Consider the following 13434-nt stretch of genomic DNA (forward strand, 5'->3'; position numbering starts at 1 on the left):
CGACAGCCGGCCGGGAACGACGGCCGGCCGACAGGGTCCCGCCCCGTCGGGACGGAACGCTCACTTGCCCGGCGCCGCCTTGCGCAGGGTGGTGATGCAGCTGCTGATCGCCTCCTGGAGCTCCTCAAGGCGCTGCAGCATGTCGTCCTCGTAGATGGTGTCGAGGTCGTCGACGTCGTCGAAGGTCAGCTCCTCGAAGACCTTCGTCGCCTTCTGCAGGCTGCTGTAGAACTTCGTACGCCGCTCCTGCAGGCGGAGTTCGGGGTCGGCCTGGACGGTCTGGGCGACGATGTCCTTCATCGACTCGAACGCCTCGGAGGCCCACTCGGTGGTGTCCTCGTTCTCGTCCAGCTCGTCGATGAGCGAGAGGTGGCGTTCGGCCTCGGCGCGCAGCTCCGCGGGGGCGTCGATCGTCTGCCCGGCCGGCGTCTTGACCTGGCCGTTCTCCACGATGTCGCGGACATAGCCGATACGGCTGGCCGCCTGCGTCTCGGAGGCGACCGCCTTCTTCAGGTCGTCGGTGCGCGCGATGTCCCGGGCCCACTCCGTCTGCAGCGACGGGTCCTCCTGCAGCCGGTCGAGGAGCGCCGCCCGGGCCGCCTTCGCAGTGGAGGGGTCGGCGAGGATCGCCGCCCGCAGCGCGGTGGGGTTCTCGGCGACCTCCAGGGCCTTCGTCGGCCGGATGCCCTCGGCCTCGGCCGCGGCGGTGATCGCCGTGCCGCGCTCGGAGGAGGCGCTGGAACGGGAGGCGTAGTACGAGTGCCACACGTCGGAGTCGGGCAACTCCACGTCCTGCCCCGGCGCCAGGGCCTCGAAGTACGGGACGAGACCGTCGTCGGCCGCCTTGTCCCACGCCTTGTAGTAGCGCATGACCCGCTCGGGCGAGCACCCGGCCAGCTCGGCGAAGGCCTTCGCGGAGACCTTCCGCGTTTCTCCCGGCGTCTCGCCGCCGGGCCGCACACTGCGCGCCACCTTCAACGCGAACGCCCAGCCGCCGGCCCGTACATACGCCCCGAAGTCCTGGGCGTCCCGCGCGACCTCGGCGGGCACGTCCTCCGCCGTGCCGTCGGCGTGCGCGTCGTCCTGAGCAGCCGCTGCAGGAGCGTCGTCCTGAGCCGCCTCCGTACGCGTGTCGTCCTGAGCGGCCTCCGCCTGCGCGTCGTCCGCCGGAGCCGTGCCGTCGGACGACGCGGGCTCGACCCAGAACTCCCCGGTTTCCGCGGCGGCCTGGCCGGGCACCTGGTCGACGGGCGGAACGGCCGGTTCGGTTTGAGCGGTCACTACGGTCACTGGGAGACTCTCCTGGGGAAGGACAAGGCTACAAAGGGCGGCGCACGCAGCCTATATGAACCTGTTCATGATGGTTCGAACTCCCTTGCGCGGACCACGCCGACGCGCCCCTCCCGGCTCTCGGCCCCCTCTCGCCCCAGGAGCGGCCGGACCCATCGATAACGCTCCGCCTCCACTCAAGTACGCTTAGTAAATGAACGTTTCGAGTGCGGGACTCCTTGAACCGCAGGGGCCGGCCGCGGTGGTGACGGGTGTGGGCTCCCATCTGCCACCCCGCCGCGTGACCAACGACGAGCTGTGCTCCCGGCTGGACAGCAGCGACGCGTGGATCCGGGAGAGAATCGGCATCCAGGAACGCCGCCGCGCGGACCCGGAGGTCTCCACGGGGGACCTGGCCGTGGAAGCCTCGCGGCGGGCGATGCGGTCCGCCGGTGTCACGGACGTCGACGCCCTCGTCCTGGCCACGACCACCCCGGACCACCACTGCCCCGCCACCGCGCCCGCGGTCGCCCACCGGCTCGGCCTGCGCGACACGATCGCCTTCGACGTCACCGCGGGCTGCGCGGGATTCGTGTACGCGTCCGCCGTCGCCGCCGGCCTCATCAGCGCGGGCAGCGCCCGCCGGGTCCTCGTCGTGGGCGCGGAGACGATGTCGGCCATCATCGACTCGGACGACCGTGCGACGGCCCCGCTCTTCGGCGACGGCGCGGGAGCCATGGTCCTGGAGGCCGGGCTCGCGGGACAGGACGGCAGCCTCGGAGCCTTCGCCTGGGGAAGCGACGGTTCACTCGCCGACGCCATCGTCATCCCGGCCGGCGGAGCCCGCGAGCGTGACCGGCGGGACACCGCGCCCGCGGGCGACTTCTTCGTTCACATGCGCGGAAACGAGGTCTTCCGGCACGCGGTGCGCCGGATGAGCCAGGCCGCCCGGGACGCGGCACAGGCCGCCGGATGGACGCTCGACGAGGTCGACCGGCTGATCGTCCACCAGGCCAACGGGCGCATCGCCGCCTCCGTGGCCGACGCCCTCGGCATCCCGCCCGAGCGCACGCCCTCGAACATCGCCCAGGTCGGCAACACCGCGGCGGCCTCCGTCCCGCTGCTGCTCGCCCACGCCGCGGACGAGGGCCAACTGAAACCTGGACACCGCGTGCTCGTTGTCGCTTTCGGCAGCGGGCTCGCCTGGGCCGCCACCAGCCTCGTCTGGCCACCCGGCATCACCGCGGAGCTGTAGAGATCCATCAGCCCGGGACCGTAGGAACGTAAGGAAGCGAAGCACGTGCTGGAAGAACTCAAAGGCATCCTCACGGCGCAGGCGGGACTGCCCTCCGCGCCCATCACCGCCGACGCGACCCTGGCCGACGCCGGCATCGACTCCATGGCGGTGACCGTGCTGTCCATGCAACTGGAGGACCGCATGGGCCTGTTCCTCACCGAGGACGAACTGGCGTGCGCCCCCACCGTCAACGCCCTGGCCGACCTCATCGCGAGCCGAGCCGCCGGGAACGCGTGATGCCGACCGTCCCCGCCGTGTGGAACGCGCCCGAGTGGACCGCGCCCGAGAAGACCAGGGAGGAGCTCGTACCCCTGGAATGGCGTGGCCTGCGCTACACCTGCCGCGTCGTCACCTCGGACCGGCCCCCGGTCACCGAGCCCCTGCTCCTGCTCGGCGGCGCCCTCCAGGACATGTACGCGTGGCCCCGGCTGGAGCGCAGGCTCAGCGCGCGGATGCCGCTGGTCTTCGTCGACCTGCCCGGCGTCGGAACGGCCGACGACCTGCCCGCCGAACAGGGCTTCGACGCGCTCGCCGAGGCCGCCCTGCTGGTCACCGACCGGCTCGGGTTCGACCGGGTCAACCTCCTGGGCGCCTCGTACGGCGCGCCGATCGCCTACCGTGCCGCGCTGAGCCGGCCGGCGCGGGTCGCACGGCTCGTCCTGGCGGGGGCCACGCACCGGATGAACCCGCGCCTGGTGTCCGACTGCGAGCAGGTGTGGAGTGCGCGTGCCGCCCTCGCGGACGACGTCGACGGGACCCTCTCGGACTCCGGCTCGCACGAGATCGCGGGCCGCGCCGTCGCCACGCTGCTGAACACCGCTCTGCGGGACCAGGTCTCCCAGGCGGCCACCGTGGCCCGGATGCTGCACCGGCAGTTCGCCCGCATCACCCCGGCCGCGGCCCGCCGCCACGCCGTCTGCCACCGACGCCTGCTCGCCGCGGACCCGCTTCCGGCCGAGCGCATCGACGCGGTGCGCGCGCTGGTGTTCACCGGCGAGCACGACGACGTCAGCACACCGGACGAGAACCGTGCCGTGGCAGCCGCCATCGCCGATTCGATTTTCCTCCTGGTCCGCGACGCCGACCACATGGTGCACCTGGAACGGGAAGCCGAGTACGCCGACCTGATCCTGCGCTTCCTCACCGACCTCCCGCTCGACGACCTTCCCTACACGACCGCACCCGAACGGCTCGGGGCGGTTCGGTAGCGGTCGGTGGCCCGCACACACGGCACCGCCCGCCCGGACCATGGCACGGTCCGGGCGGGCGGGCTGTCAGGCCGACTGGAGGTCAGGCGGCGCCGAGGGGCGTCACGGAGTGATGCGCCACTGCTGGATGTAACCCACGTCGATCGCCGCCACGTCACGCACCCGCAACGTCCACGTGCCGTCGACGGGCTGCGCCGAGGCGTTCACCGTGAAGGTCTGGTCCACGTTGTCCGCCGAGCCGCCGCTGCGGTTCAGCAGCGAGTACACGGTTCCGTTCGGGCCCACCAGATCGACCGTCAGGTCGCCCCGGTAGGTGTGGACGATCTTGACGTACACCTCGGTCGTCGCCGAGGCGTTGCCCGGGCGGCCCGAGATGGTGATGGGCGACTCGACCGCGGCACCGTTGTCGGGGATGTCGACACGGGTGGAGTTGCCGTAGATGTTCGCCACGCGCCACTCGAAGGTGTCGGAGGCGGTCGAGCCCGTGCCGTCGGTGACCGTCACGGTCACCTCGCTGGTGCCGATGGCGGTCGGGACTCCGGAGATCAGTCCGCTGTCACTCGCGGTCAGCCCGTCGGGCAGGCCGGTGACCTCGTAGGTCAGGGGCGAGTCCGAGTTGGTGGTGTAGGCCTCGATCTGCAGGGACACGTCCTGGCCGACGCCGGAGAGCTGGTCGCCGATCGGGGAGAGGTTGGTCCCGAGCGCGATGCGGTCGCCGACGTTGATGCCCGCCCAGGCGGCGGCCACGGCGAGGTAGGTGTCGCTGTACGCCCCGAAGAGATCGGTCGCGGCCTGCAGCGTCGCGGTCCTGGCACCCGCGTAGTTGGTCGACGAGGTCATGTACGTCGACAGCGCGCGGTACCAGATGTCGGCCGCGTTCTCGATGCCGATGCCGGCCACCGCCACACCGTCGACGGTCGGGCTGTCGTAGTCGACGCCGTTGACGGTCTTCGCTCCGCTGCCCTCGGACAGCAGGTAGAAGAAGTGGTTCGCGGGCCCGGAGGAGTAGTGGACGTCGATGCCGCCCAGCGAGGCGTCCCAGTAGTCGCGGGACGCGCCGTCCTTGGAGGGCTTGTCCATGTAGCGCAGCGGCGTGCCGTCGCCGTTGATGTCGATCTTCTCGCCGACCAGGTAGTCGGGGACGTCCGCCTCCAGACCGGCGTTGAACTCGACGGCCGCGGCGAAGATGTCCGAGGTCGCCTCGTTGAGGCCGCCCGACTCACCGGAGTACGTCAGGTTGGCGGTCGCGGCGGTGACGCCGTGGCTCATCTCGTGGGCCGCCACGTCGAGCGACGTCAGCGGCGCCGAGTTGCCCGAGCCGTCCCCGTACGTCATGCAGAAGCAGGAGTCCTGCCAGAAGGCGTTGACGTAGTTGTTGCCGTAGTGGGCGCGGCTGTAGGCGGCCACCCCGTCGTTGCGGATGCCGTTGCGGTTGTGGACGTTCTTGTAGTAGTCCCAGGTCGCCGCCGCGCCGAAGGCGACGTCCACGCCGGCGGTCTGCCGGTTGCCCGGAGTGCCGTCACCCCAGACATCGTTGTCATCCGTGAAGAGTGTGCCCGTGCCGGACGTACCCTGATTCAGGTCGTACGTACGCTGCCCGGCGCGGTCGCCGTCGACGAGCTGGTACGACGAACCGGAGAGCGTGCTGCCGACGGACACGTCGCCGTTGTACTGGCCGTGACCCGCTCCCGTGTGCACGCCCTCGAACTCGGCGGCGACCTTCCCGGTCTTCGCGTCGGTGACGACGTGCAGCTCGCTGGGCGTGCCGTCGTCCTGGACCCCTTCGACGACGCTCTCCCAGGCCAGGACCGGCTTGGCGGACCCGGCGGCCCACACCACGAGGCGGGGCTTGCCCTCGATCGCGGACTTCTTCACATCGGCCGCCTTGCCGACGGCCAGTGCCTTGTCGGCGGCGCCGGTCGCGGAGATCTTCGGCGTGGTCGTCGGCACCGTGATGGTGGCGCGAGTCGCCTTGGAGGTGGTGGTCCGGCCCTTCTTCACGTGCAGCACCAGGTCGCCGCCGAGGACCGGCAGGCCCGCGTACGTGCGCTCGTACCGGGTGTGGGTCGTGCCGTCGGCGTCCTTGACGACATCCTTGACGACGAGCTTCTCGCGGGAGCCGAGGCCCAGTTGCTTCGCCGTGTCACCGGACTCGGCGGTGGCGCTCTTGAGCAGCGCGGTGCGCGCGGCGGGTGACAGGGCGGGCTGGGCGGCCGCGGCGCGCGGTGTGGCGACGATCTTCGAGGGGCCGGAACCGGGGTCGGCGGGTGCGGCGGACACGGGTGCGCCCTGGACGCCGAGGACGAGCAGCGAACTCGCGGTGGTGAGGGCGAGAGCCGCGGCGCGTCTGCGCCGGTGGGTGAAGCGATGGGGCCCGGACAATGTCTTCTCCTCCTGCGACGGCCGGCGTCTGGTGGACACCGGCGGTGAGCGGGCCGACGGGGTACGGCCGGCCCTGAACGGGGTGGAGCGGGAAGAAGCGCGGCACGAGGTGCACACAAAGGTGCCGGAAACCTCGGAGGCGCGTGAGACGTGGGGGTACGGGGGATGTGTGAGTGGGGGGTGTGAGGGTGTGAACGAAGGGTGAACGTTCGACAGCAGAGTGACATCCGAGGCACAGGTTGTCAGGGATGTGACAAGACAACGGCTTGAATTGGCCATTGCTTGCTGGGAGTTCGTCACCTGTGGCACATGTTTTCGGCCGCGCGGCCTTCGCGCCGGCGCCGAGGTCATACGGCGCGCTCTCGCAGTGTCCGGGCGAGCCAGTCGGTACGGGTCCTGCGGGCCGTGACCGAGAGGAGCGCCTGGGGGAAGAGGGCGTCGAATCCGTGGAATCCGCCCGCCCAGACGTGGAGTTCGGCCTGGCCGCCGGCCGCCCAGATGCGGCAGGCGTAGTCGGTGTCCTCGTCGCGGAAGACCTCGGCCGAGCCGGTGTCGATGTAGGCGGCCGGCAGGCCCGAGAGGTCGTCGGCCCGCGCGGGGGAGGCGTACGGGGGCACGTCCGCACCGCTGAGGCCCCCGGGGTCCCCATGGCCGTCGAGGCCGCCGTGGCCGTCGAGGCCGCCGAGGAGGGCACGCCAGGCGAACTCGTTCATCTCGCGGGTCCAGACGCCGGGACCGCCGGCGTACTGGCGGCTGGAGACGCTGGTGTTGCGATGGTCGAGCATGGGGCAGATCAGTATCTGCCCGGCGATCGCCGGGCCCCCGAGGTCGCGGGCCAGCAGCGCGACCCCGGCCGCGAGGCCACCGCCCGCGCTGGCACCGGCGACGATGATCCGGCCGGCGTCGATACCGAGATCCTCCGCGTGCTCGGCGATCCAGAGCAGCCCCTGATAGCAGTCCTCGACCGGAGTCGTACCGGTGAACTCCGGTGCGAGCCGGTAGTCCACGGAGACCACGACCGCACCGAACTCGTCGAGCCACTCCAAGGGGATGTCGATCTGGGAGAAGCGATCGCCCATGATCATTCCGCCGCCGTGCATCCAGTAGACGCAAGGCGAGGCGGTGGTGGGATCGGCATTCGCGGGGGTGAAGACCGACAGGGGGAGCGGAGTGCCGTCCTCGGCAGGGACGGTGACCGTACGGTGGCCGGCCCGCCGGTGCGCGAGCAGGAAGTCGACGGGGGTGGCGGGGAACTGGCGCAGCTGCGCGAGGACGTCCGGGGTGAGGTGCGGGATCAGTGGCATGTCGGCCAGCAGCGCGCGCAGTTCGGGGTCGAGGTCGGGTCGGGCTGTGGTGGTCATGGTCTTCGCCTCTCGTGGCAACTGGGAAGTGAAAAGTGGCAAGCGGGAAATGTGAAGTGCGACGTGCTGGCTGTGGGCTGTGGGCCGGGGGGTGGTTGACCGGCGTGCTCGGCGTGCCGCGGTCAGAAGGCGGCCTTGCCCCGGACCGGGACGTAGTCGGTGTACGCGGACTCCCCGGCCAGCAGCCCGTCGATCGCGGCCACGATGGCCTGCGCCGCCTCGCCGGCGAAGATCCGGTGATGGTCCTCCTCGCTGCTCCACCCTTCGGTGACCTGGACGACGTCGGGGTCGGACGCGGAGCGGGAGACGAGGTAGGCGACGCAGTGTTCGCTCGCGCCGGGGCTGCCCTCGTCCAGGCCGGTGAGCAACAGGTCGACCAGCCGGTCGCCCATCCCGGGCTTGGCGGTGAGCACGGCGTTGAACCCGTAAGTGGCGATCATGGGACGGTTTCCTCTCAGTCTTCTTCACAGATGGAGCACCAGGCGCGGTGCTGATTCCATTGAAGCGAGCTGACCTGCGGAAACGTTAGAACGATGCTCTTCGCTGCCTGCACAATCCTCGCTACGGCCGGAGCCGCGAGGCCGAATGGTGCTGCAATGGACCCATGTGCCTCGAAGAACTCCGGACTCTGCTGGACCGGCACGCCCGGCCCGACTGGACGACCGCCGTCGACGGCGTCCTGATCTCCAAGGTCGACCGGCCGGATCCGCCCGCGCCCTCCATGTCGGGCACGGTGCTCGCCGTCATCGCCCAGGGCGCCAAACGCCTCGCGCTGGGCGACCGGGTCTACGAGTACGGCGCCGGGCAGTACCTGGTCGCGTCCGTGGACCTGCCTGTCACCGGCCAGTTCATCCGGGTCGAACCCGAGCGGCCGGCACTCGGTTTCGGGCTCGCACTGGAACCGTCCGATGTCGCCGAACTGCTGTTGCGGGCCGGTCCTTGGGGCAACCCCCGCGCGGACGGCGGAGCGCCCTCGGCGATGGCGGTCAGCGACGCCTCGCCCGCTCTGCTCGACGCGGTGGTCCGGATGGTGCACCTGCTCGACGAGCCCCGCGACCGCGCCGTCCTGGCCCCGCTCGTCAAACGGGAGATCCTGTGGCGTGTCATCACCGGCGAGCAGGGCGCGACGGTCCGCCAACTCGGCCTGGCGGACAGCAGGTTGAACCATGTCTCCCGGGCGGTCGGCTGGATCCGCGAGCACTACGCGGAACCCTTCCGGGTCGAGGACGTGGCACGGATGTCCGGCATGAGCGTCTCCGCCTTCTACCGCAACTTCCAGGCGGTGACCGCGATGAGCCCCATCCAGTTCCAGAAGCAGATCCGGCTGCAGGAGGCCCGGCTGCTGCTCGCCACCCACCCGGGCGAGGTCACCGGGGTCGGCCGGCGCGTCGGCTACGACAATCCGTCACAGTTCAGCCGCGAGTACCGCCGTCAGTTCGGCGCGCCCCCGAGCCAGGACGCGGTCCGCCTGCGCGACGCCGTAAGCACTCCGGCGGGCGTACTGCCGTAGGCGCATCCGGCCAGGGTGGCCGGGAGGATTGTGCAGGCAGCGAAGAGCATCGTTCTAACGTCTTCGCAGCTCAAAGCGCTTCACTGGGAATGTCGGTTCTTCCGCGGGGAGGAGGAAATGGCGGCGGGACCCCTCGACGTACTGGTCAACAACGCCGGTGTCCCGATGATCGGTGTGTTCGAGGGGACCCCCATGGCCCGGGTGCGGGAGGTCTTCGAGACCAATACGTTCGGCGTGATGGCCGTGACACAGGCGGTGCTGCCCCAGTTCCGTGAGCACGGCTCCGGCGTGGTGGTCAACGTGACGTCCAGCGTCGTGCTGGGTGACATGCCGCTCTCGGCCGTCTACAAGGCGAGCAAGATGGCCGTCGAGGGATTCACCGCGTCCCTCGCACTGGAACTCGCGCCCCTCGGTGTGCGGGCGAAGACGGTCGAGCCGGGCGCCTGCCTGACGACGAACTTCGCGGCCAGGGCGACGGGCGGCGGGGCCCTGGCCGAACTGATCCCCGCTCCCTACGCCCCGTGGGCCGAGAAGGTCATGGCCGACTTCACGGGCCAGGACCTGTTCACCAAGGAGAGCGACGTGGCCGAGACGGTGTGGCGGGCCGCGCACGACGCGACCGGGCAACTGCGGTTCCCCGCGGGACCTGACGCGGTCCGCCTCGCCCAGGCGAAGTGACAGCTGTTACCGCTGAGAAACAGGAGCCGGTCGGGTACGAAACATGTATCGCTCAGGTCTGTCCCTATCTGCCGCACCCCTCCTGGGCTTGGAGGTGTCCGTACACCGGGACCGCACGACGCGGCGGTCACGTACGGACGGCGCGCCTGCGTGCCGACGAACTCGACGCGGCATCGGACCCCGGAGCGGACGGCACGGCAGCCGTACTCGCCCTGTAGACAGCCCAGTTGACACTGTGCGGACGCCGGGGGCGGCTCACCTAAGATCTCAAGCCGACTGCTTCCATCTGCGGAGGGCTGGGGATGTTTCCTCGAACGCGTACACATCGGCTGCAGGGCGGCTCCGATCGGCGAAGACGTGACGCCGTGGCCGTCGCCCTGCTTGTCGGGGTTCTGGCGGCGAGCGGTTGTGCGGCGCAGGATGCCGAAGAGCCGAAGACCTCCACTCCGGCCGGGGCGCGCTCACTCGACCAGCACCAGCTGGAAACGGCGAGGCTGACCCAGGCCGAAGCGACCGATTACGTACACGGGTCGGGGGCGGAAACACCGAAGGACATGACGGGCGCGGAGACCGATGCCACTCCGGAGGCCTGTGTGCCCGCGATCACCGTGCTCCGGCGTGGGTGGGGCGAGGGCGCGGTCGGGTACAGCGTGCTGAATCTGGGCGACCGCGACGGCGGCGCGACGACCCGCAGCGTCAAGCTGACCACCTATCCGGCCGGCCGGGCCGAGAAGGTGTTGGCCTCGGTCGAGGCATCGCTCCGGAAGTGCCCGTCCGTGGTGTTCCGGGCCGGAACCGGAGGCGGGCCCGTGGAAGCGAGACTCACCGTGGAAGATCACGCGGCGCCGGGCGACGAGGCGCTGAGAGCGACCATGGTCCATACCCGGGACGGGATCGAGAACCACGTGGTGTACGAGATCGTGCGCGCAGCCGATGTCCTTTGCTTCTTCAGCGCCACAGGCGGTTTCGGCTCCACCTTGTCAAAAGAGAAGAAGGCGGAGTTCATGCCGGTGCTGAAGGACGAACTGATCTCCCGGCAGGTCGCCAAGGTCGAAGCGGCCTTGAAGGCGGCCTCCTAGGTCGCTCACGGGTGGCGCCGCGGACGGCGTGGAGGTCCCCAACTACCCCATGAGCGGCGCGCGTTGTCAGTGGCGGCAGTTAGTGTCCGGGACGACATGGAGCACTGGCCGGTCACCCGACCGTGTCCGGTGCAGTGGACGCTCGTGAGGAAACACAATGGACGCTGTCTTCGTCGATTTCGCCACCAGGCCCGCCAAGCTGTTGAACGCCGTCGTTCGTCAGCACCGTTGCGCGGTCGCCCCGACCTACGTGGTGGTGGCCTCCGGTGGCCGCCTCGGCATCGACTTCATGGTGCCGGACGGGGAAGAGATCACCGAAGCGGTACTGCGGATGTCGGTAGTTGGCGTCGCCGCGCCGATCGACGCCACGGTGAACGGGGAGCCGGTGGCCAAGGGCTTCCTGCTGCCCGGCGTCGAAGGGCCCGACACCGTACGGGAGTACGTGCTGACCGTGCCCGGCACGGCGCTGCGGGCGGGTGCCAACGTCCTGTCGGTACACCACGCCGACGACGAGGACGACCGGGTCCTGCGGCTGCGCGACGTCTCGCTGGACTCCGTCGGACATGACGGCCGGGCACCGCGTGTGGCCGGGCGCGGGGCGGACGAACGATCCGGGTGGGTCTTCGCCACCGAGCGGCGCCGCCTGGGCGCCGCCGTCTGGCAGCCGGGGGCGGATCTGCGTCTGCTGCTCGACCGGAGCGAGACCCACGACGGGGCGGGCGAGGGGGAACCGGTCACCCGGCTGGCGTGGCGCGGGGCCACGGGAGCGGAGTCGTCCGTGGCGTTCCGCACGGACCTGTCGGGGTTCCACGGTCACTTCAGGGACGCCGACGGTTCCGTCGGTGAACTGCGCGGCACTCTCACCGGCCCCCTGCCCGAGGCAGGCCGTGCCGCCGATGCCGTCGTGCAGCACTTCACCACCGAGGAGGAGCACGACGGCGTGTGGAGCCCGGCCGGCCGGCTGCGCCTGCTGCTCGACGACGGCGGCGCCCCGGTGGAGCGCGTGACGTGGAGCGACCGCCGCGGCGCGGCCACCTCCCTCTCCGTGCTCGTCCCGGTCGCGGCGGGACGGCCCGCGGCGCCCGGCGAGCGGCGTGACATCACCGAGCTGGTCTCGCGGGTGTGGGCCAGTGACGAGTTCGCGGACTTCGGCGAGGTCGCGCAGAACCTGGTGAGGTCGGGCGGCAAATGGCTCGCCCACGAGCAGGACCCCGAGCTGAGCTTCACCTTCGAAGTGCCTGTCGCCGTGAGCGCCTACAGCCTGACCTCCGCCAACGACGTCCCCGAACGGGACCCGGCGGACTGGGTGCTGGAGGGTTCGCCCGACGGCCGGTCCTGGACGACGCTGGACTCCCGCGAGGACGAGGTCTTCCACAAGCGGTACCAGTGCAGGGAGTTCACACTCGCCCGCTCCGAGGCCCAGCTGCACTACCGCCTGCGGATCACCGACAACCACGGCGCGGACGAGACCCAGTTGCTTGAGGTGCGCTTCTTCGACGGAGGCGCCGAGACCGCCGCTCCCGGCGCCTGCGACTTCATCGGCCACCACCAGGGCGCGGGCGGAGAACCGGTGGGATACCGGGGGACGAGGATCCCCGCGCCCGTGTCGGGGACGGCCGGGGAGGACGGCGCCGGGACGGGGGAACTGCTCGCGGCCGACTTCTCCGACACCGCCCGCAACCTCCAGGACGCCGCGCGCCTGCTGGAACAGCTGACCCGCTATGTGCGCCCCTGACACCCGGGCCCGCGCTCATGCCTGGGGCCGGGTCCCGTCGATGGCGATGCGCTGCCCGTAGCGGGAGTACGGGAAGTAGTCCCAGGTGGCGTGGTGCTGGACGCAGCGGTTGTCCCAGAAGACCAGGGTGTTGGCCTGCCAGCGCACCCGGCAGTGCAGCAGGTTCGTGCGGGCGACGTGCTCGTACAGCATCTCCAGGACGGCCTTGCTCTCGGCGGTGGCCAGCTGGGTGATGTGCGAGGTGTACGGGCCGTTCACGAACAGGATCTTGCGTCCGGTGTCGGGGTGGCGTACGACGACCGGGTGCTCGGCGCGCGGCGCGTCGTACCCCGCCGGCGGCAACTGTCCCAGGGTGAGCCAGGGGCGTACACCGTCGTGGACGGCGGTCAGTCCGTCCAGGAACGTCTTCATCGCCGGGGACAGCATGTCGTAGGCGAGGTGCATGTTGGCGAAGAGGGTGTCGCCTCCGCTGCCGATCTCCGGCACCTCGGTGACGTAGAGCATCGAGCCGAGGGAGGGCTCGTCGTCGGCGGTCCCGTCGGCGTGCCAGCCGTTGCCGACGACGACCTTGGAGTCCTTGTTCGCGCTGACCTTGAGGATGTACGGGTCACCCCCCTCCTCGGGCAGGGAGTCCAGGTGCAGCGGCCCGAACAGGGCGGCGAAGCGCTTGTGGTCCTCGGGGGTGAGGTGCTGGTCGCGGAAGACGAGGACGTGGTGGGTCAGGAAGGCCGTCCGGACGTCCTTCTGCTGGGCGGGGGTCAGTTCCTCGGAGAGGTCGAGACCGGCTATCTCCGCACCGATCAGCGGTGTCAGCGGGTCGACGGTGAAACTCTCGTAGGTCTCACGGGGCGCCGTCGTGATGCGTGCGATGGCGTCCAGGGTGAACTGGTCCATGGGTGTCTCCGATGTGAGGGG

At 70.5% G+C, this 13434-nt stretch carries 11 protein-coding genes and 1 pseudogene; 7 read left to right on the forward strand and 5 right to left on the reverse strand.

Translation table 11 applies throughout. The features are described from left to right. Positions 1 to 60: 60 nt before the first annotated feature. The gene (locus K3769_RS38540; protein WP_267030854.1) at positions 61 to 1290 is read right to left on the reverse strand and encodes a hypothetical protein; all 1230 of its coding nucleotides are present in this window, start codon (positions 1288 to 1290) and stop codon (positions 61 to 63) included. Positions 1291 to 1483: 193 nt separating this feature from the next. Between K3769_RS38540 and K3769_RS38545 the strand changes: the two genes are divergently transcribed. From K3769_RS38545 to K3769_RS38555, 3 genes are read left to right on the forward strand one after another with little or no spacing between them, the layout of a single operon-like run. Beyond that, positions 1484 to 2524, forward strand: coding sequence for a beta-ketoacyl-ACP synthase III (locus K3769_RS38545; protein WP_267030855.1), 1041 nt, complete (start codon positions 1484 to 1486; stop codon positions 2522 to 2524). Between the two features lie 45 nt (positions 2525 to 2569). After that, positions 2570 to 2803: an acyl carrier protein gene (locus K3769_RS38550; RefSeq protein ID WP_267030856.1), complete on the forward strand. Its 234-nt coding sequence runs from the start codon at positions 2570 to 2572 to the stop codon at positions 2801 to 2803. Further along, positions 2803 to 3774, forward strand: coding sequence for an alpha/beta fold hydrolase (locus tag K3769_RS38555; protein WP_267030857.1), 972 nt, complete (start codon positions 2803 to 2805; stop codon positions 3772 to 3774). The genes K3769_RS38550 and K3769_RS38555 overlap by 1 nt, the downstream gene beginning before the upstream one ends. 102 nt (positions 3775 to 3876) lie before the next feature. Here K3769_RS38555 and K3769_RS38560 read toward each other — a convergent pair whose 3' ends face one another. The 3 genes from K3769_RS38560 to K3769_RS38570 all read right to left on the reverse strand — a co-directional run bounded on the left by K3769_RS38560 (position 3877) and on the right by K3769_RS38570 (position 7957). Beyond that, positions 3877 to 6156: a M4 family metallopeptidase gene (locus tag K3769_RS38560; protein WP_267030858.1), complete on the reverse strand. Its 2280-nt coding sequence runs from the start codon at positions 6154 to 6156 to the stop codon at positions 3877 to 3879. 347 nt (positions 6157 to 6503) lie between these two features. Next, entirely contained in the window at positions 6504 to 7517 is a 1014-nt protein-coding gene (locus K3769_RS38565) for an alpha/beta hydrolase fold domain-containing protein (RefSeq protein WP_267030859.1), read from the reverse strand. Between the two features lie 122 nt (positions 7518 to 7639). Continuing rightward, positions 7640 to 7957, reverse strand: coding sequence for a putative quinol monooxygenase (locus K3769_RS38570; protein ID WP_267030860.1), 318 nt, complete (start codon positions 7955 to 7957; stop codon positions 7640 to 7642). Between the two features lie 164 nt (positions 7958 to 8121). On the opposite strand from K3769_RS38570, the gene K3769_RS38575 reads away from it, so the two are divergent. The 4 genes and pseudogenes from K3769_RS38575 (at position 8122) to K3769_RS38590 (ending at position 12519) form a co-directional block, all read left to right on the forward strand. Continuing rightward, positions 8122 to 9027 carry an AraC family transcriptional regulator gene (locus K3769_RS38575; RefSeq protein WP_267030861.1) on the forward strand — a complete coding sequence of 302 codons (906 nt, stop codon included), beginning with the start codon at positions 8122 to 8124 and terminating at the stop codon, positions 9025 to 9027. A gap of 120 nt (positions 9028 to 9147) precedes the next feature. Continuing rightward, positions 9148 to 9705, forward strand: a pseudogene (locus K3769_RS38580) (SDR family NAD(P)-dependent oxidoreductase); the annotation flags it as partial. A gap of 365 nt (positions 9706 to 10070) precedes the next feature. After that, positions 10071 to 10784 (forward strand): hypothetical protein, encoded by a 714-nt coding sequence (locus K3769_RS38585; protein WP_267030863.1) that lies wholly within the window; start codon positions 10071 to 10073, stop codon positions 10782 to 10784. Between the two features lie 157 nt (positions 10785 to 10941). Next, entirely contained in the window at positions 10942 to 12519 is a 1578-nt protein-coding gene (locus tag K3769_RS38590) for a hypothetical protein (RefSeq protein ID WP_267030864.1), read from the forward strand. A gap of 15 nt (positions 12520 to 12534) precedes the next feature. Here K3769_RS38590 and K3769_RS38595 read toward each other — a convergent pair whose 3' ends face one another. Continuing rightward, positions 12535 to 13413, reverse strand: a complete 879-nt coding sequence (locus K3769_RS38595) for a TauD/TfdA dioxygenase family protein (protein WP_267030865.1) — start codon at positions 13411 to 13413, stop codon at positions 12535 to 12537. Positions 13414 to 13434: the final 21 nt, after the last annotated feature.

This window comes from Streptomyces ortus (genome assembly GCF_026341275.1).
Taxonomy (GTDB): Bacteria; Actinomycetota; Actinomycetes; order Streptomycetales; family Streptomycetaceae; genus Streptomyces; species Streptomyces ortus.